Annotated in this window: 20 protein-coding genes; 13 read left to right on the forward strand and 7 right to left on the reverse strand. The window is 31.2% G+C overall.

Annotated elements, in window-relative coordinates:
* Positions 1-4: 4 nt before the first annotated feature.
* Both carB and rpmH read right to left on the reverse strand, forming a co-directional pair.
* Positions 5-2,857 (reverse strand): carbamoyl-phosphate synthase large subunit, encoded by a 2,853-nt coding sequence (gene carB, locus AC34EU_RS05925; RefSeq protein ID WP_487534063.1) that lies wholly within the window; start codon positions 2,855-2,857, stop codon positions 5-7.
* A 90-nt stretch (positions 2,858-2,947) separates the two neighbouring features.
* A complete protein-coding gene (gene rpmH / locus AC34EU_RS05930; RefSeq protein ID WP_487534064.1) occupies positions 2,948-3,106 on the reverse strand; it encodes a 50S ribosomal protein L34 in 159 nt (52 codons plus the stop codon).
* A gap of 129 nt (positions 3,107-3,235) precedes the next feature.
* Here rpmH and AC34EU_RS05935 point away from each other — a divergent pair, with 129 nt between their 5' ends.
* On the forward strand, positions 3,236-3,751 hold the full coding sequence (locus AC34EU_RS05935; protein WP_489666627.1) for a DUF2892 domain-containing protein: 516 nt from the start codon (positions 3,236-3,238) through the stop codon (positions 3,749-3,751).
* Positions 3,752-3,755: 4 nt separating this feature from the next.
* Here the strand turns inward: AC34EU_RS05935 and AC34EU_RS05940 are convergent, their stop codons facing one another.
* Positions 3,756-4,409, reverse strand: a complete 654-nt coding sequence (locus tag AC34EU_RS05940; protein WP_487534065.1) for an alpha/beta hydrolase — start codon at positions 4,407-4,409, stop codon at positions 3,756-3,758.
* Positions 4,410-4,535: 126 nt separating this feature from the next.
* Here AC34EU_RS05940 and AC34EU_RS05945 point away from each other — a divergent pair, with 126 nt between their 5' ends.
* A complete protein-coding gene (locus AC34EU_RS05945) occupies positions 4,536-4,829 on the forward strand; it encodes an N-acetyltransferase (protein ID WP_487534066.1) in 294 nt (97 codons plus the stop codon).
* Here the strand turns inward: AC34EU_RS05945 and mtaB are convergent.
* On the reverse strand, positions 4,824-6,179 hold the full coding sequence (mtaB, locus tag AC34EU_RS05950; protein WP_487534067.1) for a tRNA (N(6)-L-threonylcarbamoyladenosine(37)-C(2))-methylthiotransferase MtaB: 1,356 nt from the start codon (positions 6,177-6,179) through the stop codon (positions 4,824-4,826). The genes AC34EU_RS05945 and mtaB overlap by 6 nt on opposite strands.
* 66 nt (positions 6,180-6,245) lie before the next feature.
* Positions 6,246-6,497, reverse strand: a complete 252-nt coding sequence (locus tag AC34EU_RS05955; protein ID WP_487534068.1) for a type B 50S ribosomal protein L31 — start codon at positions 6,495-6,497, stop codon at positions 6,246-6,248.
* A gap of 119 nt (positions 6,498-6,616) precedes the next feature.
* On the opposite strand from AC34EU_RS05955, the gene AC34EU_RS05960 reads away from it, so the two are divergent.
* The 11 genes from AC34EU_RS05960 to AC34EU_RS06010 all read left to right on the forward strand — a co-directional run bounded on the left by AC34EU_RS05960 (position 6,617) and on the right by AC34EU_RS06010 (position 22,876).
* Positions 6,617-7,141, forward strand: a complete 525-nt coding sequence (locus AC34EU_RS05960; RefSeq protein ID WP_487534069.1) for a DUF4199 domain-containing protein — start codon at positions 6,617-6,619, stop codon at positions 7,139-7,141.
* Between the two features lie 37 nt (positions 7,142-7,178).
* Positions 7,179-8,129 carry a glycosyltransferase family 2 protein gene (locus AC34EU_RS05965; RefSeq protein ID WP_487534070.1) on the forward strand — a complete coding sequence of 317 codons (951 nt, stop codon included), beginning with the start codon at positions 7,179-7,181 and terminating at the stop codon, positions 8,127-8,129.
* A complete protein-coding gene (locus tag AC34EU_RS05970) occupies positions 8,122-9,828 on the forward strand; it encodes a phospho-sugar mutase (protein ID WP_487534071.1) in 1,707 nt (568 codons plus the stop codon). Before AC34EU_RS05965 ends, AC34EU_RS05970 begins: the two co-directional genes overlap by 8 nt.
* 1 nt (position 9,829) lies before the next feature.
* Positions 9,830-11,650, forward strand: a complete 1,821-nt coding sequence (locus AC34EU_RS05975; protein ID WP_487534072.1) for an ABC transporter ATP-binding protein — start codon at positions 9,830-9,832, stop codon at positions 11,648-11,650.
* Positions 11,651-11,671: 21 nt separating this feature from the next.
* Positions 11,672-12,889, forward strand: a complete 1,218-nt coding sequence (locus AC34EU_RS05980; RefSeq protein ID WP_487534073.1) for an RsmB/NOP family class I SAM-dependent RNA methyltransferase — start codon at positions 11,672-11,674, stop codon at positions 12,887-12,889.
* A gap of 76 nt (positions 12,890-12,965) precedes the next feature.
* Positions 12,966-16,616 (forward strand): phosphoribosylformylglycinamidine synthase, encoded by a 3,651-nt coding sequence (gene purL / locus AC34EU_RS05985; RefSeq protein ID WP_487534074.1) that lies wholly within the window; start codon positions 12,966-12,968, stop codon positions 16,614-16,616.
* A gap of 64 nt (positions 16,617-16,680) precedes the next feature.
* Positions 16,681-18,444 (forward strand): AMP-dependent synthetase/ligase, encoded by a 1,764-nt coding sequence (locus AC34EU_RS05990; protein WP_487534075.1) that lies wholly within the window; start codon positions 16,681-16,683, stop codon positions 18,442-18,444.
* Positions 18,445-18,547: 103 nt separating this feature from the next.
* A complete protein-coding gene (locus AC34EU_RS05995) occupies positions 18,548-18,994 on the forward strand; it encodes a MarR family winged helix-turn-helix transcriptional regulator (RefSeq protein WP_487534076.1) in 447 nt (148 codons plus the stop codon).
* Entirely contained in the window at positions 18,984-20,789 is a 1,806-nt protein-coding gene (locus AC34EU_RS06000; protein WP_487534082.1) for an acyl-CoA dehydrogenase FadE, read from the forward strand. Before AC34EU_RS05995 ends, AC34EU_RS06000 begins: the two co-directional genes overlap by 11 nt.
* Positions 20,789-21,469, forward strand: coding sequence for a hypothetical protein (locus AC34EU_RS06005; RefSeq protein ID WP_487534077.1), 681 nt, complete (start codon positions 20,789-20,791; stop codon positions 21,467-21,469). Before AC34EU_RS06000 ends, AC34EU_RS06005 begins: the two co-directional genes overlap by 1 nt.
* Positions 21,470-21,535: 66 nt before the next feature.
* Positions 21,536-22,876, forward strand: a complete 1,341-nt coding sequence (locus AC34EU_RS06010) for a M28 family peptidase (protein WP_489696109.1) — start codon at positions 21,536-21,538, stop codon at positions 22,874-22,876.
* Here the strand turns inward: AC34EU_RS06010 and AC34EU_RS06015 are convergent.
* The gene (locus AC34EU_RS06015) at positions 22,873-23,796 is read right to left on the reverse strand and encodes a type IX secretion system membrane protein PorP/SprF (protein WP_487534079.1); all 924 of its coding nucleotides are present in this window, start codon (positions 23,794-23,796) and stop codon (positions 22,873-22,875) included. The two genes, AC34EU_RS06010 and AC34EU_RS06015, sit on opposite strands and share 4 nt — an antisense overlap.
* A gap of 94 nt (positions 23,797-23,890) precedes the next feature.
* On the reverse strand, positions 23,891-26,883 hold a 2,993-nt coding region (locus AC34EU_RS06020), incomplete at its 5' end, for a PKD domain-containing protein (RefSeq protein WP_489696110.1).

Raw genomic sequence — 26,883 nt, forward strand, 5'->3', positions numbered from 1 at the left:
AAAACTATTTAGTCAAATACATTTTTCTTCTTGAATATAAGTTATAGAATTCATCATCTTTAAGGTCATCAATAAATAAAATACTTTCTCCTGTACTTTTCATTTCAGGACCCAATTGCTTATTTACATTATGGAATTTATCAAAAGAAAAAACTGGTTGTTTTATAGCATAGCCTTTTAAAATGGGATTAAATTTAAAATCACTCACCTTTTTATCTCCCAACATTATTTTTGTAGCATAATTAACATATGGCTCATTATAAGCCTTTGATATAAATGGAACTGTTCTAGAAGCTCTCGGATTAGCTTCAATTATATATACTTTATCATTTTTAATTGCAAATTGAATATTAATCAATCCTTTTGTTTTTAGAGCTAATGCGATTTTACGAGTGTGATCTTTAATTTGTTGAAGTACATACTCGCCCAAATTAAAGGGAGGTAAAGTTGCATTAGAATCTCCAGAATGAATACCGCACGGTTCAATATGTTCCATTATTCCAATAATATAAACATCTTCTCCATCAGAAATAGCGTCAGCTTCAGCCTCTATAGCCCCGTCTAAATAATGATCTAACAAAAGCTTGTTGTTAGGCATTTTTCTTAATAAATCAACAACGTGAGCTTCTAAATCTTCTTTGTTTATAACAATTTTCATTCCTTGACCGCCTAAAACATATGATGGTCTGACTAAAATAGGAAAACTCAACTCTTCTGTTAATTTGATTGCATCTTCTGCAGTTTCAGCAACACCAAAATCAGGGTATGGAATATTATTATCTTTTAAAAGGGTTGAAAAACTTCCTCTATCCTCTGCTAAATCAAGTGATTTATAGCTTGTGCCAATAATTTTAATCCCATATCGGTCAAGCTTTTCAGCTAATTTTAAAGCTGTTTGACCACCTAATTGAACAATGACTCCATAAGGTTTTTCATGTCTTATAATGTCATATATGTGCTCCCAAAACACAGGCTCAAAATAAAGCTTATCTGCTACATCAAAATCTGTAGAGACAGTTTCGGGGTTACAATTAATCATTATGGTTTCATAGCCTGCCTCACTTGAAGCCAAAACACCATGAACACAACAATAATCAAACTCAATACCCTGACCGATCCTATTTGGACCAGACCCAAGTACAACAATTTTCTTACGATCACTCACAACACTTTCATTAACACTAAAGGCTTTGTTAGAATTTGCTAATTGCATTTTTTCTTCAAAAGTGGAATAATAGTATGGAGTTTTAGCTCCAAATTCAGCTGCACAAGTATCAACCAACTTATAAACACGCTGAATACCAAGCATATCTCTTTTTTTATAAACTTGACTTTCTAAACAATTTAACATATGAGCAATTTGTCTGTCGGCAAAACCCTTCTGCTTAGCTTCTAACATTAAAGGAGAAGCAATTGTTTCTATTGAATAATTTGTGATTTCACATTCTAGCTTGAACAGCTCTTCATACTGCTTTAAAAACCACATGTCAATCTTAGTAAGATCATGTATTGTTATTAAAGGAATCCCTATTTGTATTGCATCATAAATAACGAATACTCTATCCCAACTAGCATTTTTTAATTTATATAAAATTTGATCATAATCAGTATAACCTTTACCGTCAGCACCTAAACCATTTCTTTTAATCTCTAGTGATTGTGTTGCTTTGTGAAGAGCTTCTTGAAAAGATCTTCCAATTCCCATAACCTCACCTACAGATTTCATTTGCAAGCCAAGTGTTCGATCAGATCCTTCAAATTTATCAAAGTTCCATCGAGGAATTTTAACAATAACGTAATCTAGAGCTGGTTCAAATAGCGCTGATGTGGATTTTGTTATTTGATTTTCTAATTCATCTAAAGTATATCCAATTGCTAATTTAGCTGCTATTTTTGCTATTGGATAACCAGACGCCTTAGATGCTAAGGCTGAAGAACGAGAAACTCTTGGGTTAATTTCTATAGCTATGATATCTTCTTTTTTATCAGGGCTTACCGCAAATTGAACATTACAGCCACCAGCAAAATCTCCAATACTTCTCATCATCTTAATAGCCATATCTCTCATTCTTTGAAAGGTATGGTCAGAAAGGGTCATTGCAGGAGCTACTGTTATCGAATCTCCAGTATGAATACCCATTGGATCCATATTCTCAATAGTACAAATAATTACTACGTTATCGTTTTTATCTCTTAATAATTCTAATTCATATTCTTTCCATCCTACCAAAGCCTTATCAATAAGGACTTCGTGAATGGGGGATGCTTCTAGACCACGCGTTAATAATTCGCTAAAAGCTTCTTCCTTATGAACAAATGACGCACCAGTTCCACCAAGAGTAAATGAAGGTCTAATAACTAAGGGAAAGCCAAATTTTTGAGCAATTTCTTTACCTTTTAAAAATGAGTTAGCGGTTTCAGCAGGTGCTACTGGAATATTAATTTTTTTTAACAATTGTTTAAACTGTTCACGATTCTCTGTTATTTGAATTGCGTCAATATCGACACCTATGATTTTAACATTAAAATCATTCCACACACCTTTATCATCAGCCTCTATACATAGGTTTAGAGCAGTTTGTCCTCCCATAGTAGGTAAAACAGCATCTATATTATGTATTTTTAAAATTTCAATTATGGATTTAGTTGTTAAAGGTTTTAAATAAATATGATCTGCCATGGATGGATCAGTCATAATAGTTGCAGGATTAGAATTGATCAAAATAGTTTCAATTCCATCTTCTCTAAGTGAACGAAGAGCTTGAGTTCCAGAGTAGTCAAATTCACAGGCTTGCCCAATTATTATGGGTCCTGAACCTATTATTAGTATACTTTTTAATTTATTATTTTTTGGCATTAATCTAAGGTTACTTTATAACTTCAATATAAAAAAAAAGGTGCTACTTAAAAAAAGTAACACCTTAATAAATTTTCATAATGTCCAGCATTATTTTTTATGTCTTGGTTCTGAGGAAACAGATATCTTATTTCTACCCTTAGCCCGACGACTAGCTAGTACTCTTCTACCGTTAGCACTTGCCATTCTCTCACGAAAACCATGCTTATTACGTCTTTTTCTTCTTGAAGGTTGAAATGTTCTTTTCATATTTTAAACTTTAAGGCAATATGTGCCTTACAAAAGCCGTGCAAATATATAACATCTTTTTATTTAACAAAACCTTTAGTTGATAATTCCAAACCTTTTTTTTTACCTTTGATAATTAAATCAAAAATTATGTTTCCAAAGATTATTAAATTATTTTTTGCTTTCTTTTTATTTGCATATGCAATATATCAATTTATTGAGAACTACATTGGAAATGGAATTTTCAGCTTACTACTATTTGGGATGTTTATCCTTTTATATTTTAAAAATGAAATAATATTTTTAGCATTTTTAAGACTACGAAAACAAGATTTTAATGGAACAGAAAAATGGCTAAACAAGATTACCAATCCTGAATCAAGTCTTGTGAAAAAACAACAAGGATATTTTTACTACCTACATGGAATTATCAAATCACAAACTAATTTAACAATTGCTGAAAAGAATTTTAAAAAAGCAATTAGTTTAGGACTTTCTTTTAATCACGATTTGGCGATGGCTAAGATGAGTTTAGCCGGTATATCAATGCAAAAAAGAAGAAAGCGTGAAGCAGTTATGTTGCTTGCTGAGGCAAAAAAATTAGATCGTCAAGGAATGCTTAGTGCTCAGATGAAATTAATGCAACAGCAATTAAAAAAAATATAAACTTTCAATCTAAAATCAGTTTAGGTAAATTATCATTAAGCCAATTAGCTTGAGTCAGTATTAAAGCATGAGAACCTTTAATCTTTATAACTGGCTCTTTAATTTGTCGAATTGGAAATATATTATCTTTTTTTCCGTGAATATGAATAACAGATTCAATATTGTAATCCTGCTCCCAATTAACTAAAGCGTTAATTGCCCAATCTAGATATTCAGGATCTCTATGTGATAAATATTTTTTATAAAGATTTACTCTGACCTTAATTGAATCACCAAAAACAAAAAGTGCTAAGTTTTCAATATTTTTTATCCATTCAAAAGGTAAAAGCCTATGAGCTTTTGTATGTTTAGACATTTTCATGTGGATTGGCAATTCACTCTTTGATTTAATACTAGAAATAATAATTACTTTTTCACAATTAATTATTTTAGATATTTCTTGCACCAATATACCACCTAACGAGACTCCAATAAGTATAGGGTTTTTATGTTTTATCAACTTACTGATTCTATAGGCATAATCTGATAACTTTTCGTTTTTGACGGGTGGTATCCATGATAAAAATTCGACAGAAAAAGAGCTAGGGAATTTTAATAACTCAAAAATTTTTGTGCTTGCAGCCATTCCTGGCATTAAATATATATATTTATTTTCCATATTTTAACTTACAACTACTTAATGATCAACTATTTTTTTGTAAATTTGAGGCCCTTTTAATTTTTATTTATAATCGTTTTCAGACCTTTAAGGGTACATTTCTTTAAAAACATAAATCAATTCAATATGGCAAATATAGTTCTAGAAAACAATGAATTCCTAAGACAGTTTGAAGTTAAAGTAGATAACACCTTAGCGCGTATTGAATATGCCGAACAAGAAAGAAAAATATTTCTCACAAAAATAATTATACCAGACGAAGTTAAAGATAAGAATTTTGAAGAAAAATTTATACGTTGTGTTTTAGAAGTTTTAATAGAACGAAACATGAAAGTTGTTCCTACATCTCCAAAAATTGCAGGATTTGTTCGCAGAAACAAATCATACAAATCAATTCTGCCTGTTGGAATAAAACTATAAATCTTTACTCCTTAAATATCCTTCATTATCTATTTCATGTAGCTTAACAACTTTTATTTTATTTGTTAATTCTGGATTCCAAGGTGTTCTAACTTTCACATAGTTCTCTGAAAAACCATACATATATCCTTTTTTATTTTCTCCCTCAAACAATACACTTAACTTTTTACCAAGCTGAGATTCATAAAAAGATCTGCGTTTTTTAACAGATAATGTTCTTAGCATTTTACTTCTTTTAATTCGAATATTAATAGGTATACTATTTTTCATTATTGAAGCTTCTGTACCCTGTCTTTCCGAATATGTAAAAACATGTAGATAGCAAATAGGTAGATTATTTAAAAAATTATAAGTTTCAATAAAATTATCATTGGATTCGCCAGGAAAACCTACTATAACATCAACTCCAATACAAGCGTTTGGAATTAGTGTTTTAATCTTTAAAACACGTTCTGAATATAATGATGTTAAATACCTTCTTTTCATTTTTTTTAATATCAGATCACTGCCACTTTGCAGAGGGATATGAAAATGGGGAACAAAACGCTTACTTTTAGAGATAAACTCAATAGCTTCATTTTTAAGTAAGTTAGGTTCTATAGAGGATATTCTTATTCTTTCAACAGGTTCAACATCATCTAACGCTTTAATCATGTCTAAAAAAGTGTGATTGTGCTTTTTATTTCCATCCTCTCCTTTTCCATAGTCTCCAATATTAACTCCTGTTAATACAATTTCTTTTATTCCATTTGAAGCAATTTTTTTTGCATTTGATATAACATTAAACAAACTGTCACTTCTTGAAACTCCTCTTGCTTTAGGTATAGTACAATATGTACATTTATAATCACATCCATCTTGAACTTTTAAAAAAGATCGTGTTCGATCATGCAATGAAAAACTTCCAACATATTTACTTACCTCATCAATTTCACAAGAGTGAATTTTTCCAGTTTCTATTTTAGTTAGATCATTTAAATAATCTGGAAGCTTAAATTTTTCATTTGCACCCAAAACCAAGTCAACTCCTTTAACTGATATAAGCTCTTCAGGTTGTAATTGAGCATAACAACCTATTGCAGCAATAAATGCTTTATTATTTAATTTAAGTGCCTTTTTGACTAATGATTTAAATCTTTTATCTGCTTTCTCAGTAACTGAACAAGTATTAATAACGTATACATCAGCAATATCAGTGAAATCAACATGCTCATATTTTTTATAATCAAATTCACGTGAAATAGAAGCTGTTTCAGAAAAATTAAGCTTACAACCTAATGTATGAAAAGCAATGCGAGAACGAACTGAGCTTTTTTTATTAACATTTAACTTGGTGTCAACAGAAAACAAGAGAGTAGAATTAATTTAAGAAGGAACAGATCTTAGGTTGATTAAACGAATATACAAAGTAATATATTACTTCTTAAACTTGGAATATTTGTTTTTAAACTTATCAATTCTTCCTGCAGTATCGACCAACTTAGACTTTCCTGTGTAGAAAGGATGTGAAGTCCTGGAAATTTCAAGTTTAACAAGGGGATATTCAACACCTTTAACTTTTATGATTTCTTTTGAATCAACGGTAGATTTAGTAATAAAAACATCTTCGTTTGACATGTCTTTAAATGCAACAAGTCTGTAGCTTTCTGGATGGATATCTGTTCTCATTTTATATATTTGAAGGATGCAAATTTACTTTTTTTTTCAAAACATACAAAACAGTAAAGCTTATTTTAATAATAAAAATTACATATAAAAAACTATTTTTGTAAAAACAACATTAAAAAATGGATAAATCAACAATTCAAACATCATCATATGCATTAAACTTTGGCACTCTGCTTGGTACAGCCTCAGTGATTTTTTCGCTAATGTTATTCTTTTTAGATGCTCATTACCAAGGTGATACCCTCTCTTCAACTGTGCCTTTAATTTTAAGTGTAGGTTTTATCAATTTTGGTATATATGAATTCAGAAAAGATAATGATGATTTCATGTCACTCTCGCAAGGTCTTAAAGTTGGTGTAGGAATAGCACTGGTTTCTGGGGTCATAGGAACTATTTACGGAATTATCTTAACCGAATTTTTAGATCCACAATTTATGGATAAAACCTTTGAAATTGCAAAACAAAAAATGTTAGATGCAAATCAAGAATTATCACTTCAAGATGCAAATCAAGCGATAGAGATGTCAAAAAAACTCACAACACTTCCTATTAGAATAGCTGGTGGATTACTTGGCTCAATTTTTATAGGTTTTTTTATTTCTCTTATTGGTGGTTTAATTCTAAAGAAGTCAAAGCCTGAATAAGCTTCAATTTTTGTAGATTTGTTATAAATATTTTAATGTGCATCTTTCTATTGTAGTCCCCTTATATAATGAAGAAGAGTCTTTAATAGAATTACATCAATGGATTAAATCTAGCCTAGATCCTACTGACTATTCATTTGAAATCATTTTTATTGATGATGGCAGTTTAGATAACTCCTGGATAATAATCGAGGGTTTATCAAAAAGAAATAAAAATATTAAAGGAATTCGTTTTGCTAAAAACTATGGTAAATCTCAAGCATTAAACGCTGGTTTTAAATCTGCTAAAGGCAAGTTCATAGCTACCCTGGATGCTGATTTACAGGATTCGCCTGAAGAACTCCCCTCAATGATAAAAAAGCTAAATAAAGAAGATTTAGATTTAGTGTCAGGTTGGAAAAAAACTAGACACGATAATTTATTCCTAAAAAACATACCTTCTAAACTTTTTAATTTTGCAGCAAGATTAGTTTCAGGAATTAAACTGCATGATTTTAATTGTGGAATTAAAGTTTATACTAAAAATGTAGTCAAAACTATTGATGTAAGTGGAGAAATGCATAGATATATTCCATTTCTAGCTTCTCAGGCTGGATTTAAAAATATATCTGAAAAAGAAGTAAAGCATCAATCAAGAAAATACGGGATTACTAAATTTGGTCCAGAAAGATTCTTAAATGGTTTTCTAGATTTATTAACATTATGGTTTTTAAATCAATTTGGAAAGCGACCAATGCATTTTTTTGGCCTTCTGGGAAATATTATGTTTTTTGTAGGTTTTGGATTTACTCTATATCTTGGAATTGATAAATTGTTTTTTAATATAAACTCCAGACTTATTACTGATCGACCTGAATTCTTTATAGCATTAGTTACAATTATTATTGGGGTTCAATTTTTTATTGCTGGGTTTATAGGTGAGCTTTTAGTAAGACAAAAACCTAGTCAAAATAATTATTTGATTTCTCAAACCACCTTGAATGAATAAGATTAAAGAAAAAGCTTTACAATGGTGTAAATCTCCTTTTGATATTCAAACTCAAAAAGATGTTAAATTTCTATTTGATCATCCGGATAAGCTCGAGGAGGCATTCTATAAGGAATTAGAATTTGGAACTGGTGGAATGAGAGGAATAATGGGAGTTGGAACTAATAGAATTAATAAATACACTTTAGGAAAAGCCACGCAGGGACTTTCATCATTTCTAAAAAGTAAATTTATTGAAGATAAGATAAAAGTTGTAATAGCATATGACTGTAGGCATAACAATGAATTATTTTCAAAAATAGTTTCAAATGTATTATTAGCCAATGGTATAGAAGTATATATGTATTCATCACTAAGAACTACTCCGCAACTTTCTTATTCTGTCAGGTATCTTAACGCAAATTGCGGTATTGTTTTAACAGCATCTCATAATCCTCCAGAATATAATGGGTTTAAAGTTTATTGGAAAGATGGTGGACAATTAGTCCCTCCTTTTGATAAAGAGTTAATGGATGAAATTAATTCAATAAGTTTCGATGAAATTCTTTTTAAAGGACTGAATGACAATTTAAAAATAATTGATAAAGAGTTAGATGATGCATTTATAGATACATGTACTAATCTTGCCATACAAGATGATATTAAATCAAACAATATAAAAATTGTCTACACTTCTCTTCATGGAAGTTCGATTGTTTCAATTCCTGAGGTTTTAAAAAGAGCAGGATACAAATCTTTGATTATTGTTAATGAACAAGCTAAACCTGATGGAGGTTTTCCGACTGTTAAATCTCCAAACCCTGAGGAACCAGAGGCTCTTAAAATGGCTATAGATATAGCCAAAGTTGAAAATGCAGATGTTGTAATAGGTACAGATCCAGACTCTGACAGACTTGGAGTCGCTGTAAAAAATAAAAAAGAAAAATTTACAATTCTTAATGGCAATCAAACTATGCTAATAATGGCTCATTTTTTATTAAGTAAAAGAAAAGAAAAGGGACTTATAGATTCTAAGGATTATATTGCATCAACAATTGTTTCTTCTTCAATAATGAAGAAAGTAGCAAATCGATTTGGAATAAAATATTTGACTACTTTAACTGGATTCAAATGGATTGGAAAAGAAATTGAAGAAAGAAAAGATCAAAATTTTATATTTGGAGGAGAGGAAAGTTGTGGCTACTTAATTGGAAATAAAATCAGGGACAAAGATGCTGTTACATCCGCTCTTTTAATATGTGAAATTGTAGCTGTATTAAAGGCCAAAGGCAAAACTTTATATGACTATATGATTGAGTGTTATAAATTATATGGCCCACATAAAGAACGTTTAATAAGTTATAAATTAGATGGGATAAGTGGAGAAAAAAAAATAAAAGAAATGATGAAAAACTTCAGAAATAATCCCCCAAAAAAAATAAATAATCAATCCATCTATTTCATTGAAGACTATTTAAATTCATCTAAAACCGATGTTAATACTAAAATCAAATACGAAATAAGTCTTCCTGAATCTGATGTAATCATATTTACTCTAAAAGACAATAGCAATATTGCAATTCGCCCTAGCGGAACAGAACCTAAAATTAAGTTTTACTTTGGTGTTAATTCCAAAAATTTTAAAAATAACGATTGGGAACTAACCGAAAAAGAGTTAGATAAGAAAATTGACTCAATTATTTTTGATTTAAATTTATAGAATGGGATTTTTCAAAAAAATTTTAAAATATGCTATTCCATATAAAGGGTATGCTTTACTAAATATATTTTTTAATGTTTTATATGCATTTTTTAGTGCACTTTCAATGATTGCTTTTATTCCTTTACTGGAAGTTCTTTTTCAAAACACAAAAAAAACAATAATTAAGCCAGAATATTCTGAATTTAACTCTCTTAAGTCTTACATAGAAGAATGGCTTAGTTTTCAAGTAAATTATCAGCTTAGTAAGGATGTAGGAACTACTTTAATCTATGTTGTTAGTTTAGTAATAATTCTTTTTCTACTTAAAAACTTATTTAATTACTTGGCTTTATTTTTCATTACTTATCTGCGTAATGGTGTTTTAAAAGATATTAGAAATGCACTATTTGATAAAATAATTAATTTACCTGTTGCGTTTTTTACAGAAAAAAAGAAAGGAGATCTAATGGCTAGGATATCTGCAGATGTTATAGAAGTTCAGGTGTCTTTCTTGTCAATTCTTGAGCTATTAATCAGAGAGCCGCTAACTATTATTTTTACTTTAGTAGCTATGCTAACAATAAGCTCAAAACTTACACTTTTTGTTATAATATTTATTCCAATTTCTGGTTTTTTTATATCATTAATTGGAAAAAAATTGAGAAAAGATTCTGATTTAGTTCAAAAAGAACAGGGTAATTTCTTATCAATAATAGACGAAACAATCAACGGTCAAAAAGTTATTAAAACATTCGGAGCAGGAAATTTATTTATAAGTAAATTTCAAAACTCTACAAAGAGATTTTTTAATTATTCAAATCGCTTACTTCATAGAGCAAATTTAGCCGCTCCAAGCAGTGAATTTTTTGGAATTACAGTTATTGGAGTTTTATTATGGTATGGTGGGCAAATGGTCTTAATTGATCAAACTATTAAAGGAAGTACATTCTTAGTTTTTATTGGATTAGCTTATAACATACTCACTCCAGCTAAAGCAATAAGTAAATCTGTTTTTAGTATACGAAAAGGAGATGCTGCTGCAGCAAGAATTATTGAACTACTCGAAGCTGAAAACGCATTAAAAGATAAAGTCGACGCTATCGCTAAAACATCTTTAACATCAGAAATAGAATTTAAAAATGTTAAATTTTCTTACGATAATCAAATTATTATTCCAGATTTAAATTTGATAATTAAAAAGGGAGAAACAGTTGCGCTAGTTGGCCAATCAGGAAGTGGAAAAACTACAATAGCTAACCTTTTAGCTCGTTTTTATGATGTTCAGTCTGGATCAATTAGTTTAGATGGTTTAGAGCTTCCAAAACTCAAAAAAACGTCTCTTCATGAAATGATTGGAATCGTAACTCAAGATTCTATACTTTTTAATGATAGTATTAAAAATAATCTAATTATAGGAAAAAAAGGTGCAACTAAAGAAGAGGTGATTCAGGCAGCAAAAGCAGCAAATGCTCATGATTTTATTATAAATATGGAAGATGGTTATGAAAGCAATATTGGTGAGAGTGGAAATAAATTATCAGGTGGTCAAAAACAAAGAATTTCTATAGCTAGGGCCATACTCAAAAATCCTCAAATTCTAATATTAGATGAGGCAACCTCATCGCTGGATACTAAATCAGAAAAACTAGTTCAAGAAGCTTTAGAGTTTATAATGAAAGGTAGAACAGCTATTGTAATTGCTCATCGACTTTCTACTATTCAAAAAGCAAACCTTATAGTAGTTATGCAAAACGGAGAAATAGTTGAAAAGGGATCTCATGATCAACTTCTTTCTAAAAAAGAAGCCTACTATAATCTAGTTCAACTTCAACAAATTTAAATTTTTTAAAATTGCGTCTAAATGAAATGGCATTATAATTTACTAATTGGAGTTATTAATGGTCTAGAAGAAATTTTTTTACTTAATAAGCCAGCAATTAAAGTGGTAGATAAATTAATTGATGAAAATAAAAAGTGGGGGGCACGTGATAGAAAATTTGTTTCATCAACTATTTTTGATACTGTCAGGTGGATAAGAAAGTATGGATACTGTTCTAATATTAAGGAGCTAGCTACAAGAAAAAACTTGTGGGATATTTTAGGAACTGCTATAGTTCTCAAAGGCCAAATTATTCCAAATTTAATGGAGTTTTCTAATATTAATTCCAAAGAAATATTAAAAAATGAAAGTGAAATAATTAATAATAGAAAAATAAACGAATCTATTCCTGATTGGCTAGATCAAATAGGAATAAATGATTTTGGTGAAAGTTTATGGAATAAGGAAGTAAGTGCCTTTAACACTAGATCATCACTAGTTCTTAGGTGTAACACATTAAAAACAAATATTAAAGAATTAAAAAATTTACTTAAAGTTGAAAATATAGATACAGTCTTAAAAAAAGAATATCCAGATGCATTATTTGTTAAAGAACACAAAAAAGTTATTAATTTAAACTCATATAAGTTGGGATTATTTGAAATTCAAGATGCAAATTCTCAAAAAGTTGCAACATCATGTAATTTAAAACCTGGAATGACAATTATTGATGCATGTGCTGGAGCAGGAGGGAAAAGCATACATATGGCTAGTATTATTAAAAATGAAGGAGAAATCATTGCTTTAGATCCTCATGATAGTAAATTGAAAGAACTAGAAAAAAGAGCTAAAAGAAATGGTGTTAAAATAATCAAAACACTAAACACTTTTAAAAGTAAAAATATTTCAAACTTAATAGGAAAAGCTGACCGGGTATTAATTGATGCACCATGTAGCGGACTAGGAGTGCTTAAAAGAAATCCTGATGCTAAATGGAAAATGAATCCTGAAAAAATAAAAAAATTAATTAACACTCAGCAATATTTGATTAATTTTTGGTCAAAGTATATTAAACCTGGAGGAGAACTTATTTATGCTACATGTTCAATATTTCATCAAGAAAACAAGGAACAAATTAAAATCTTTTTAGACAATAAAGTTGGAAAAAAATTTATTATAAAAAATGAAAAAACATATTTTTCTCACACAACTGGGTTTGATGGTTTTTACATTGTTCAACTCAAAAAAAACTGTGAATAAATATTGAAATATATTTTGTTGTGTTTATATCATTAGTTCTATAAAAAAGTATTTTTACAATGATATATATATTAATATGATTCAATTTTTTGGAGAGCAAAGCCAAGCTGTTTATGCTGTTAAGAGTGCTTCAAGTTTAAATAAAAAAACACAAGACAAATTAATCTGGTTATTTGATAATAGTCCTTTCATAAAAGAAAAATCTATTTCAGGAAACTATATAGGGCCAAGGGCTAACATGCTTACTCCTTGGAGCACAAATGCAGTGGAGATACTTCAAAATATGGGAGTAAATCATGTTTTAAGAATTGAAAAATACTTTGTTATAAATAAAGGCCTCAATTTTGACCCTATGTTACAAGAGAAATTTACAAAACTTGATCAAAGTTTATTTAATTTAAATGATAGTCCAGCACCTCTACTCAATATTAAAAACATAAGTCAATTCAATCAAAAAGAAGGATTAGCATTAAGTAAAAATGAAATAAAATATTTAGAAGATTTAGCTTTAAAATTAGGAAGAGAATTAACTGATTCTGAAGTTTTTGGCTTTTCTCAAGTAAATTCAGAACACTGCAGACATAAAATTTTCAATGGAAAATTTAAAATCGATGGAAAATTAAAAAAAGATTCACTTTTTGATTGGATCAAAAAAACTTCTAGCAAAAATCCAAATGGAATTATTTCTGCTTACAAGGACAATGTTGCTTTTATTGAAGGTCCTCAAATTGAACAATTTGCCCCATCTAATGGAGACAAACCCAGTGTTTATTTAAAAACAGAAATAAATAGTGTGATTTCATTAAAAGCTGAAACTCATAATTTTCCAACAACTGTTGAGGCATTTAATGGTGCTGCAACAGGATCTGGAGGCGAAATAAGAGATCGTTTAGCTGGTGGTCAAGGATCAATTCCTTTAGCAGGTACTGCAGTTTATATGACTCCTTACTCCAGAGTAACTGATGACAGAGTTTGGGAAAACAAATTTCCTAAAAGAAATTGGAGATATCAAACCCCTCTAGACATATTAATAAAAGCATCTAACGGTGCCTCAGATTTTGGAAATAAATTTGGACAACCTTTAATTTCAGGATCTTTGTTCACTTTTGAACATCAAGAAAATGATATGAAGATTGGTTATGATAAAGTGATAATGCAAGCTGGTGGTGTTGGATTTGCTAATAGTGATCATTCTAAAAAACATATACCAAAAAAAGGAGACGTTATTGTAGTTTTAGGCGGTGACAATTATAGAATTGGAATGGGAGGTGCTGCTGTATCATCAGCAAACACAGGAGTCTTTGAAAGTGGAATAGAACTAAATGCTGTTCAACGTTCAAATCCTGAAATGCAAAAAAGAGTTGCTAATGCAATTCGCAGTCTTTGTGAACGGGTTAAAAACCCTATTATCTCTATACATGATCACGGAGCTGGAGGACATTTGAACTGTTTATCAGAACTGGTTGAAGAAACTGGCGGAAAAATTATTATTAACAAACTTCCTGTTGGGGATTCTTCACTATCAGATAAAGAGATAATTGGAAATGAGTCTCAAGAAAGAATGGGGTTAATAATTGCTCAGAAAGACATAAAGACTCTGAAAGGTATTTGTGAACGTGAAAGAGCTCCTATTTATGTTGTAGGTGAAGTTACAGGAGATGAGCATTTTACTTTTTTAAATAACACAACCAATCAAAAACCTATTGATCTAGAGTTAAAGTTTCTTTTTGGAAACCCTCCTCAAACTCAGATTCAAGACAATACTTCAAAGCAAGATTTTAGTGAAGTTGATTTAAGTGGAGATCCAAAAGTAATTTTATCAAAAGTATTAATGTTAGAGGGTGTGGCATGTAAAGACTGGCTAACTAGTAAAGTTGACAGATGTGTAACTGGTCGAGTTGCTCAGCAACAAACTGTTGGAGCTATTCAATTGCCATTGAGTAATTGTGGAGTTGTTTCTTTAGATTATAGAGGGGAAAATGGAATAGCAACTAGTATCGGCCACTCTTCAGTTGTTGGGTTAATTGACCCTTCTAAAGGGAGTATAAATGCAATTGCTAAAGCGCTAACTAATATAGTTTTTGCTCCTCTAGAAAAAAAGTTAAATTCTGTATCTCTTTCTGCAAATTGGATGTGGCCATGTAATAATCCAGGTGAAGATGCTAGACTATATAAGGCTGTTGAATCATGTTCTAAATTTACTCAGGAATTAGGTATTAATATCCCCACAGGTAAAGATTCATTATCAATGAAGCAAAAGTACGCAGAAGGAGATGTCACAGCTCCAGGCACAGTAATTATTTCAGCAACAGCGCATTGCTCTGATATTAAAAATATCATTACTCCTGATGTTAAAACTGATGGTGGTTCTTTGTACTATATTGACTTTTCTAGTGATAAAAATTATTTAGGTGGAACTGCATTTGCACAAGTTCAAAATAAAATAGGTAAAAAGGCATCAGTAGTCAAAAATACTGATTACTTCAAAAAAGCATTTAATACAGTTCAAGAATTGATAAAAGATGGGAAAATCTCATCAGGTCATGATATAAGTTCTGGTGGTTTTATAACCACTCTTTTAGAAATGTTTTTTTCAACTCCAAAAGTGGGTGCAACAATTAAGCTAAGTAAAATATACAACGCTAATAAAGACTTGTTTTTTGAAAACCCAGGAATCATTCTTCAATCAAACTCACCTTTAGCAGGTTACTTTAATGAAAGAGGGGTTAAATGTTTAAAAATAGGAGAAGTCAATTTATCTGGAAAAATTACAATTGAATATGGTGATGAGTTAATGAACTTTGAAATAAGTCACTTCAGAGACATCTGGTATAAAACATCTTCAGATTTAGATAGTCATCAAACTTCTAATAACCTATCATTAGATCGTTTCAAAAACTATAAGAATCAAATTTTGAATTATAATTTTCCTGATTCATTTTCGGGGAAACTTACATCTAATTCATCCAAGAAAAAAGTTAAAGCTGCAGTAATTAGAGAAAAGGGAAGTAATTCTGAAAGAGAGATGGCTTACGCAATGCAAATTGCTGGTTTTGAAGTAACGGATATCCATATGACTGACTTAATAAATGGTTACTCTGATCTTTCAGAGTTTAGATTTATAGTTGCTGTTGGTGGATTTTCAAACTCTGACGTTTTGGGTTCTGCAAAAGGCTGGGCTGGATCTTTTATTCATAATGAGAAAGCTAAAAAAAGTTTAAATGCGTTTTTCAAAAGACCAGATACTTTATCCCTCGGGGTATGTAACGGTTGTCAATTATTCGTTGAATTGGGTCTCCTAACACCTGAGCTAGAAGATAAACCTAAAATGTTACACAATGATTCTGGTAAATTTGAATGTATTTTTACTGCAGTAGATATACTAGATTCTTCGTCTATTATGTTAAAAGGACTTGAAGGAAGTACTTTGGGTATATGGGCTGCTCATGCAGAGGGTAAGTTTTATTTACCTGGATCTAAAAATCAATATCAAATACCAGCAACTTATCATTACGATAAATATCCTGCTAATCCAAATGGTTCTGATCACAATGCAGCTATGCTTAGTAGTAATGACGGAAGACATCTTGTAATGATGCCCCATCTAGAGCGTTCAACATTCCCATGGAATTGGGCTTACTATCCGGAGAGTCGAAAAAAAGATGAGATTTCTCCATGGATTAAGGCTTTTGAAAATGCAGGTGAGTGGCTTAAAGAAAACAAGTGAAATCAGATTTATTTTTTATAACTTGGAATAATTAATTTGTACTTTACATTTGAAAACCAAGCATATGAAACCTACTCGACTATTTGATTTTTTAGAATACGCTAAAATAAACCATCCCCTTGACAATGTTTTAAACACAAAACATGATGGAAAGTGGGATAATATTTCAACTTATGATTATGCTAAAAAAGCAAATTATATAAGTTCCTCCTTAATAAATATGGGAATTAGTTCTGGAGATAAAATTGCAATGATTTCTTCTACAAATAGATCTGAATGGTCAATTATTGATATGGGATTGTCTCAAATTGGAGCAATAAATGTACCCCTCTACCCTACTATTTCTTCCAAGGACTATTTATATATTTTAAATCATTCAGAATGTAAACTTTGTTTTGTTAGTGACAAAGAAGTTTACGATAAGGTTTTTGCCATAAAAGATCAAGTTGATAGTCTTAAAAATATATATTGCTTTGACAAGATTGAGAATTGCATTAATTGGAAAGAGTTAATCGACTCTGGCAAAGAAAATCTTAATCTTGACCACATAGAGAATCAAAAATCAAAAGTAAAACCTAATGATTTAGCTACAATTATTTATACCTCGGGTACAACTGGAACTCCTAAAGGTGTAATGCTTAGTCATAATAATATTGTATCAAATGTATTGTCAACGTCAAATAGATTTCCATTTGAAACTGGAAAAGAAAGTGCATTAAGTTTTTTACCAATATGTCATGTTTTTGAAAGAGTTGTGCTTTATAGTTATTTATACAATGGTCTTAGAGTTTATTTTGCTGAATCATTAGAAACTATCACTGATAATCTTAAAGAGATTAAGCCTGAAATAATGACAGCAGTCCCCCGTCTTTTAGAAAAAGTATATGATAAAATATATTCTAAAGGAGAAGAACTAGATGGAATAAAACAAAAATTATTTTACTGGGCTGTAGACGTTGCACTTAAATATGAGCCTTATGGAAAAAATGGGGTTTTTTATTCATTTAAGCTTGCCATTGCTCAAAAGCTGATTCTTTCAAAATGGAAAGAAGCACTCGGTGGAAACCTAAAACTTATAGCTTCAGGAAGCGCACCTCTTCAACCTAGATTAGCTAGAGTATTTACGGCAGCTGGAATGACTATAGTAGAAGGATATGGATTAACTGAAACATCTCCTGCAATTTCACTAAGCGATATGAGAGATGGAGGTTTTAAAATTGGAACCGTAGGTAAACTTGTCGATGGTGTTGAGGTAAAAATAGCAGCAGATGGGGAAATACTATGTAAGGGTCCCAATGTAATGATGGGTTATTATAAAGAGATTGAAAAAACAAAAGAAGTTATGTCTGGAGATTTTTTTCATACTGGAGATATTGGTATTATTGATTCTGATGGATTTTTAAAAATAACAGATAGAAAGAAAGAAATGTTTAAAACATCTGGCGGTAAATATATTGCTCCAGCTGTAATTGAAGGTGAAATGAAGCAATCTCTATTTATTGAACAGATAATGGTTGTTGGTGAGAGCGAAAAAATGGCAGCAGCGATAATACAACCCAATTTTGAATACCTCAAAAGCTGGGTTAAAGAAAGAAAAATAAATGATTCATTTGATGACATTTGTAATAATGCAGATTTAATAAGTGCTATTCAAAAAGATATAGAATATCATAATCAAAAATTTGGTCAATGGGAGAAAATCAAAAGATTTGAATTAACTCCAGAAGCATGGACCATAGAAAGCGGACTACTGACCCCTACAATGAAACTCAAAAGGAAGGCTATCAAATCAAAATACTTACATTTAATTGAAAAAATATATTCTTAATTAAGAATATTTATACTCCTTACAAATTCCAAAATAATAATTAAAAAGTTTTGAATATTATTATGCACGCATAATAATTTATATTATATTTGGATTTAATAAAATGGAAAAATCTAAAACTTTTGATTATGCACTTAGATCCACTTGGCAAAGTGTAAGTAATATGTATAATAAAGCTGCTTACAAGTTTGAATCAACAATGGCTACTGGTTTTGCATTACTAAGTATTGAGCCCGATGGAACTCCCTCCACAGCATTAGGTCCTTTGATGGGTATGGAGAATACTAGTTTATCAAGGTTACTTAATTCATTAGAGGAGAGAAGTTTTATTGAAAGGAGACCAAACCCAGTAGACGGAAGAGGCCGTTTGGTTTACTTGACTAGACTTGGATTAGAAAAAAGAGAAATATCAAAAAAAATTGTTTTAAAATTTAATAATTCCATTTCAAAAAAATTAACTAAAACTGAAATCAACACCTTTTTTAAGGTTATAGATTGCATAAACACACAAAGTCAAAACACATTAACACAACATGAAAATGATAACTGATACAACAAAAGAAATAGTAAAAGGAGGAGGATTTATAATTCATAAAGCTGATTCTAATAGCACAATTTTTACACCTGAGGATTTTTCAGAAGAACAAATCATGATGAGAGACTCTGTTAAAGAGTTTATCGATAGAGAGGTATGGCCTCATAAAGAACGTTTTGAAAATAAAGATTACGAATTCACAAAAGAAATAATGGAGAAAGCGGGAGAGCTTGGTTTTCTTGGAGTTTCTGTGCCTGAAGAATATGGGGGGCTTGGAATGGATTTTGTTTCAACTATGCTAGTTTGTGATTATATTTCGTCAGCTACTGGATCATTATCAACTGCTTATGGGGCTCATACCGGTATAGCTATTCTCCCAATTACACTTTATGGAACTGAAGAACAAAAACAAAAATACATACCTAACCTTGCCTCTGGAAAATGGTTTGGCTCATATTGTTTAACTGAACCAGGAGCTGGTTCTGACGCAAACTCTGGTAAAACAAAAGCTGTGCTTTCAGAAGATAAAAAACATTATTTCATTTCTGGTCAAAAAATGTGGATTTCAAATGCTGGTTTTGCAAGCATCTTTATAGTATTTGCAAGAATAGAAAATGATAAAAATATAACTGGGTTTATTGTTCCTGCAGATTATGATAATGGAATTGTATTAGGAGATGAGGAGAAAAAACTAGGAATTCACGCTTCATCAACTAGACAAGTATTTTTTACCAATACCAAGGTTCCAGTTGAGAACATGTTAGCAGGAAGAGGTGAAGGGTTTAAAATTGCCATGAACGCTCTTAACGCTGGTAGAATAAAATTAGGTGTAGCGGTAGTTGACTCCCAAAGAAGAATAATAAATGGTTCAGTGAAATACGCAAACGAAAGAGTTCAATTTAAAACACCAATTTCACAATTTGGTGCTATAAAAGAAAAAATTGCGAAAATGTCAGCCAATCTCTATGCATGTGAATCTGGATGTTACAGAGCTGCTTCAGACATCAAAGATCATATTGAATTTTTGAGAGGTCAGGGAAAGTCTCATCAGGAGTCTGAGTTAAAAGGGCTAGAGGAATTTGCAATCGAGTGTTCTATGGTTAAAGTTTTCTGTTCTGAATCCATGCAAAACTCTGCTGACGAAGGAATTCAAATTTTTGGAGGAATGGGTTTTTCTGCAGAAACACCAATGGAAGCTGCATGGAGAGATTCTCGAATTGGTAGAATATATGAAGGAACCAACGAAATCAATAGAATGGTTTCAGTTGGAATGCTATTGAAAAAAGCAGCTAAAGGTCATTTGGACATCATGAATTCTGTGATGCAAGTTGTTGAAAAAGTAAAGTTAAATAATATTGAAAAGTCTCTTAGCGATTCACCATTTGCTCAGGAGGAGATGCTAGTTCAAAACCTTAAGGATATATTTTTACTTTTAACTGGTGCTGCTTTTCAAAAATATGGATCTGATCTTGAAAAAAATCAAATGATACTCTTAGGGCTTTCAGATATTTTGATTGAATCATATTTTACTGAATCAACCCTTTTAAGAACGATAAAAAATCATGATAGAGATGATAAAAATTATACTGAAACTCATAAAGACATGACTCAATTATTCTTATTTAACTCTATAGAAAAAGTAAGAAATAAAGCAAAAGAAATAATTTTAAGTATTTCGGATGATAAAGACAAAGTAGGATTACTTAAAAGTATTGATTTAATGACCAGATATATAAACTATCCGAATATAGTAGAATTAAAGAATAAGATAGCTGACACAGTTATTGAAGAAAATGAATACAAACTGTAATGATTAAATTTTGGACAGTTTATTTAATTAGGTTTGTTTCAATATATTTTATATTTAGTGTTATTATTGCGGGATTTTTATATCCAGGAGGTAATATATTTGAACCTGATCAAGTTGGGTATTCTTTTACAAAAAATTATTTAAGTGACCTAGGAGGATATATGAGTCGATCCGGAGAAATAAATTTTCTTTCTTCTTTTATTTTCAATACTTCAATGCTTTTTTATGCCGGTTCAGGAATTGGATTTTTATTTGTTCCAAGTCTTTTTAAGGATAATAAAACAATATATAAATTAGCACTTATAGGAAGTTTCTTTTTTTTTATTGGCTCCTTTTGCTTGGCAGGAGTCGGTTTAACCCCTCATGATATATATCTGGATCTACATGGTCATTTTGCAAAAAACGCATTTAGACTTTTTGTCCCTGGGTCTATTTTCTATGTTATTGTTTTATTTAAAAGTACCGTTGATAACAAGTATTCATTAGTTACTCTGGGGTATTTAATTTTTACTTTTGCTTACGTAATGTATCAGTTTTTGATTGAAGATGCTTTGAAAAGTCCCGATTCTCTAATGGAATCGGTTACCATTCAAAAAATAATTGCTATTGTCAGCACGATTAGTATTTTTTCACTAAGCTTTGCTTTTTCTTCTAAATTATCTGAAAAAAGTAAAAGCTGAATTTAAATTTTGTTTACAATTATAACTATAAGTTTTGATGTTTTTTTGTAATTTTTAAAAAAAATTATGCGACAAATTTTCTTCATATTATTACTTCTTGCTTGTAATTATACTAATTCTCAAACTTCAAATGATTTCTATGATATAATAGATGAAGTTAATGTTGAAAGAATAAAAAGTGATATTACTGTTTTAGCCGATTTTGGAACTAGACATACTCTCAGTGATACTATTTCGAACTCAAGAGGTATTGGGGCTGCCCGAAGATGGATAAAATCAGAGTTTGATAAAATCTCTAAAGACTGTGAGGGTTGTTTAGAGGTCTTTTACCAAAAGAACTATTTTACTCAAAAAGATGGAGCTAGAATTATTAAACCTACATGGATAAACAATGTAGTGGCTATTCAGAGAGGAAAAAAATTTCCTAACAGGTATATTATAATGAGTGGTGATATTGATTCAAGAATTTCTGATCCAACAAATTATAAAGATGATTCTCCGGGAGCTAATGATAATGCATCAGGAATGGCAGGAACAATTGAAGCAGCTAGGGTCTTGTCAAATTATGAATTTGATAGTAGCATTGTCTATTTAGGGCTTTCAGGAGAAGAGCAAGGGCTTTTTGGAGGAAAAGGCTTGTCAGAATACTCTAAGAAAAATAAATGGGAGATTATAGGAATACTAAATAACGATATGATTGGAAATATAGAAGGAGTTGATGGTGTAATAGATAATAGAACTTTTAGAATTTTTTCTGAACCAACACCCCCTAATGAATCTGAAAAAGAGAGAAAAGCTAGACGATTCTATGGTGGAGAAGTAGATGGAATATCGAGACAACTAGCTAGGTACATTCACAAAACGGTAAAAAAATATATGCCAGAAATGAACCCTCTTTTAATTTATAGATTAGATAGGTTTGGAAGGGGTGGACACCATCGTCCATTTAATGACATGGGTTATGCAGGAGTTAGAATTATGGAAGCTCATGAAAACTATAACCGACAGCATCAAGATATAAGATTTGAAGATGGAATAAATTATGGAGATGTTTTAGAAGGTGTGAATTTTAAATACGCTAAAAAACTAACTGCAGTAAACGCGATCAATCTAGCAAGTATAGCATGGGCGCCTCCGGCTGTAAAATCACTTTCTATTGGAGGGGTAGTTGAGCCTTCGGTTAAATTCCGATGGGAAGCAGTTGATAATAATACTGTTAAAGGCTATAAAATATACTGGAGAGACACAACAAGTCCAATATGGCAAAACAGTCGTTATATCGGCAATGTCTCAGAATATACTTTAGATGGAATTGTAATTGATAATTTCTTATTTGGTATTTCTACAGTTGGAAAAAATGGTATAGAAAGCCCTGTAGTTTTTCCAAATAAAGTGTTTAGAGATTAGTAGTAATTATCAATACTTAATCTTCGGTAATCACCTCGTCTATTTCTTAGATAAGGACTGAAATCAAAAGTCAAAAACACTTCAAATGTGCTAGGAGAATAGGCTTTAGCTGGATTTTTCCTGGAAGGGAAATTATAAAGCGTTCCAAATTCAAAATTTTCATATGATAATGCAACTGATATTCCCACATTTAACATCGAAAAACTCTCAGTACTTTTCATAATTTCATTTAAGCCGATAGAAAATTCTCCAAATTGAACTTCTTGGGAAAGATATATATCTGTGCTATAGGCAGATTTTGAAATATTAGTAAAGGCATACAGTGTTGAATATCTCGGTAAAAAACCTTGATCATAGGGGTTTATATCAAACTCATAACCAGCTTGTAAAGAAAACCGTATAGGCATTTTATATTCTTCATTCTCTTTGTTGTATGATATATTTGGTTGGTTAAGATGTTGAGCGCTAAATCCAACCAAGTACTTATCTGAATGAATAATGAATGACGCTCCTAAATCTAGATAATTAGCATCCCCAATTAATGGCGCAAGAGGATCATTAGAGAGAGCCTGAAGATAACCAGAAATAAGGGATAATTGATCTTCAAAAACTAACTTACTTACATCTAGCTTTGAACTCCCCATTCCCAATGTAATTGAAGGCAAGAGGAAGTCTTGATTATCTAATTGAATTTTATAAATAAAACTTATTGCAGGTTTTGAATACACCAAGCCGGCATTATCCATTGTATAAGAGTACATGTCAACTCCTAAAGAAAAATAATCTGAATCGAAAGATATAGAACCAAAAAAGTATCTGCTTTCAATTCCTTGATTTGAAACTAAACCAACACTGTTATATAAAACACCCGTTTTATTCATATTATTTATTCCCATAAAACTAGGATTAGTTTTTTGCATAAACCTTGAGTGACTTATTATCAGATCATCCTGAGCTGATAATTTGAAAACAAATATCAATAATAACAATATGTAATTAATTTTTTTCATGTTGTCATCTTAAGAGTATAAATGTTCCATCTCTAAATACTTTCACGCTATCTATTGTTTGTCCTTCCAGAGTATAGATGAAATATGGTGTTATTATTTCTTTTCCATCATCAGCAGACAAATCTGGCCCACACCAACCAGTAAGAGTTAAGGCTTCTATTGCTGGGTTTGTTGGAGGTACTCCTATTTCTTCATAAAGGAGAGCTCCTTGAGCATCATAAACTCTAAATGTAACTTCAACTAATCCGTTAAACAGAGGTTTAAAGCATTGATTATATATATCACCATTAGGTGTAAACACATTTGGAGATAAAACATTATAGCCTTTTCCAATTTTAATTGTCTGGGTTAATTGTACAACACATCCAATATCATTATAAATATTGAGTGTAACATAATACGTTCCTGATATAGCATATTCATGTGTGATTGGATCAGGCTGATTTCTCTCGAGTCGTTCTGTTTGTGTACCGTCACCAAAAATGAACTCAAATGAACTGTATTCATCTTCTGATAAATCTCTAAAAGTAATATCTTCTCTTGCAATATACTGTGAAGATTGTTGGAAGCTAATAGAGCTAAAATCAAATAATGGATCACCAATTCCAATATTAATTTGTCTAGCAATTCCGCAACCTGCTCCATTTAAAACTTCTAAACGAGCAGATGTAACTGGGTTATCTATTTCAAGTATATATTGGTCTTCTCCTACTGTTTGGCTCGTAACAAGATTTCCATCGTAGAAAAATGAAAGTGGGCCTGTTCCTCCATCAAAAACATCAATATAAATAGTCCCTGCTAATCCACTACATAATTCTGGATCTACAAGTGGACCTTGGCGAATTTGTAATACGTTTTCATCTAACACAGTAACAACTCCTGTAATCTGGTTGTTTTGCGAAAGATTTGAACCTACACAATTTGATAGACCTGCTGGGGTTATGGTGTATCTATAATTTCCTTCTGATAAATTATTTAAACTAGTATAACCAGTGTAATTAACTGTTGCATTGGTTCCATCCAAAGAGGTCCAATTAGCTGCACTAACTGATGAGTTTAACATTTGAAGACGTGTGCTTTTAGAAACAACTTCAAGAGCAATTGAGGCGCCCGAAACCGAACTTATATTGATTTGGACATCCTGTGGCGTAGCACTACCATTAGGAGCCGCTTGAACAGAAGTAGAATATTGAGGTGAGTTATCTATTACTTGTGCCATTTCTTGAACAACTGATACAATTGATTCATTTGGAGTTTGCGTTGTATAGGTGAATGGAAGGCTATTAATTAGTACAGCATAAACTTCTAAACTGTCTGCAGAGGCAGAAATTCCTTGAAATAATAGAATTGCTTCATTATCATTTGATGTTGCGCCCTGAATCTCCCATGTTATTTCATATGGTGGAGCCGATGATCCATCTTGATTTTGAACAGAAATTGCTATCATTCCATCTTCAGCATCTAATTGACAACTCACTGCTGAACTAAATGAACCTGAAGCGTCAGCAACACCTGAAACTAAAATATCATTAAATTCAGAAATAAAATTAAATTGAACAGTTTCTTCATTACCACTTGAATCAATGATTGTACAACCATTTTTATCTTGAACACCTAATTGGTAAACACCAGGTAGCGGAAAGAAGTCTACATTATTAGTTAGACTATTAAAGATAGTTGAATTAGCCGTAGAATTTGGATCAGGAAAATAAGTCCAGGATAAACCATAGTAGGGTTGTCCGCCAGAGTCTAAATATGGTGTTCCTCCACTGACAAGGAATTGATCAAAAAATGGACCTTGGTAACTATCATAACAAGCACTGATTGTGAAATCTGTTTGTCCTGAATATTTAATTGGAAGCAAGTCTTCTATTGTAAAACCGAGCAACACTACACATTCTGTTTGAGTATTTTTAACTTCTAAATTGTATGAATTAGGTTGAAGGTTTTGAATTAATACAATATTTGTAGACAGGTTAGGAGTATATGTGTTGCCAGAAAGGACATTTGTAGTAAGTGAACTTGACGGTGTTGAGGAAACAGATGAACCATTTGAAACCGTGCTTTGAAGAAGACTTCCATTTAAAGTAAATTCAAACACCGATGGGTCAGGAATCAAGTCAAACTGTCCATTGCCTAATTTGAAGCTAATTGAAGCCGTGCTTTTAACACATGTAATTTCATCAAATTCAACATCCTGAATTTGTAATTTACTAGGATCATCAATCTCAAACACATAACCCCCTTCTGTTAAATTTTCAACTAATATATCACCACCACACCCTGATGAGTCAGAAACGATACCTCGATAATAACCTATATTTAGTCCAGTTAAAACTTCCTGCCCAGCAGTGTTAGAAACTTCATTCCAAACCGTTTGAGTTGTAATTGTAATAGGCGATAAATTCATTCTTAGACCGTAAACCGATGCAATTGAACCAGCTTGTGCAGAATTGATTGTCTGAGATCTAACTATAATACTTGATCCACTCAGATATGCTTCAAGTGTTGGATCGTTATTAATTGTAATTGCTAAGTCTACAGCTAAATCTAAAATACTAGTTGTATTGTTAACTATAATTGATGAAGTAAACGTTGTACCATTAACAACTACTCCAAAAGCTCCAATTTCTGTAGGGGAAATACTTCCGGTAAATGCAATTGAGAATGTGTCTAAATCCAACTGTGACCTTCTCTCCCACTTTATTGTATAAGGAGCAGTACCTCCACTAGGTTGTCCATCCATTTTTATAGTAGGTCCATCAACACTTGGTGTAGAAGAGGAACAATCTTGAACCCCTGTTAAATTTGCTGCCGCAACAAGATCTCCAACAGATTCAGTGGTCATTGTAACTGTAATACTTATTGGAGGATTACAATTTGACTCGTCTGTCACAAAAACTTCATAAGCCCCAACATTTGGTATGTTCAAAGCAACTATGTCTTGTCCAGGAACAACACTAGTGTTTAAAATATAATTACCATCTGCAGAAACAA

The sequence above is a fragment of the Candidatus Marivariicella framensis genome, assembly GCF_982709265.1.

What these genes read in the sequence shown, in the direction of transcription:
- AC34EU_RS05955 (WP_487534068.1), bottom strand. Translation starts at nt 6,497, where the DNA reads ATGAGAACAGATATCCATCCAGAAAGCTACAGACTTGTTGCATTTAAA.
- rpmH (WP_487534064.1), bottom strand. Translation starts at nt 3,106, where the DNA reads ATGAAAAGAACATTTCAACCTTCAAGAAGAAAAAGACGTAATAAGCAT.
- AC34EU_RS05935 (WP_489666627.1), top strand. Translation starts at nt 3,236, where the DNA reads ATGTTTCCAAAGATTATTAAATTATTTTTTGCTTTCTTTTTATTTGCA.
- AC34EU_RS05945 (WP_487534066.1), top strand. Translation starts at nt 4,536, where the DNA reads ATGGCAAATATAGTTCTAGAAAACAATGAATTCCTAAGACAGTTTGAA.
- AC34EU_RS06010 (WP_489696109.1), top strand. Translation starts at nt 21,536, where the DNA reads ATGCGACAAATTTTCTTCATATTATTACTTCTTGCTTGTAATTATACT.
- AC34EU_RS05975 (WP_487534072.1), top strand. Translation starts at nt 9,830, where the DNA reads ATGGGATTTTTCAAAAAAATTTTAAAATATGCTATTCCATATAAAGGG.
- AC34EU_RS05940 (WP_487534065.1), bottom strand. Translation starts at nt 4,409, where the DNA reads ATGGAAAATAAATATATATATTTAATGCCAGGAATGGCTGCAAGCACA.
- AC34EU_RS05980 (WP_487534073.1), top strand. Translation starts at nt 11,672, where the DNA reads ATGAAATGGCATTATAATTTACTAATTGGAGTTATTAATGGTCTAGAA.
- AC34EU_RS05995 (WP_487534076.1), top strand. Translation starts at nt 18,548, where the DNA reads ATGGAAAAATCTAAAACTTTTGATTATGCACTTAGATCCACTTGGCAA.
- carB (WP_487534063.1), bottom strand. Translation starts at nt 2,857, where the DNA reads ATGCCAAAAAATAATAAATTAAAAAGTATACTAATAATAGGTTCAGGA.
- AC34EU_RS06015 (WP_487534079.1), bottom strand. Translation starts at nt 23,796, where the DNA reads ATGCAAAAAACTAATCCTAGTTTTATGGGAATAAATAATATGAATAAA.
- AC34EU_RS05960 (WP_487534069.1), top strand. Translation starts at nt 6,617, where the DNA reads ATGGATAAATCAACAATTCAAACATCATCATATGCATTAAACTTTGGC.
- AC34EU_RS06005 (WP_487534077.1), top strand. Translation starts at nt 20,789, where the DNA reads ATGATTAAATTTTGGACAGTTTATTTAATTAGGTTTGTTTCAATATAT.
- AC34EU_RS05990 (WP_487534075.1), top strand. Translation starts at nt 16,681, where the DNA reads ATGAAACCTACTCGACTATTTGATTTTTTAGAATACGCTAAAATAAAC.
- purL (WP_487534074.1), top strand. Translation starts at nt 12,966, where the DNA reads ATGATTCAATTTTTTGGAGAGCAAAGCCAAGCTGTTTATGCTGTTAAG.
- AC34EU_RS06000 (WP_487534082.1), top strand. Translation starts at nt 18,984, where the DNA reads ATGATAACTGATACAACAAAAGAAATAGTAAAAGGAGGAGGATTTATA.
- AC34EU_RS05970 (WP_487534071.1), top strand. Translation starts at nt 8,122, where the DNA reads ATGAATAAGATTAAAGAAAAAGCTTTACAATGGTGTAAATCTCCTTTT.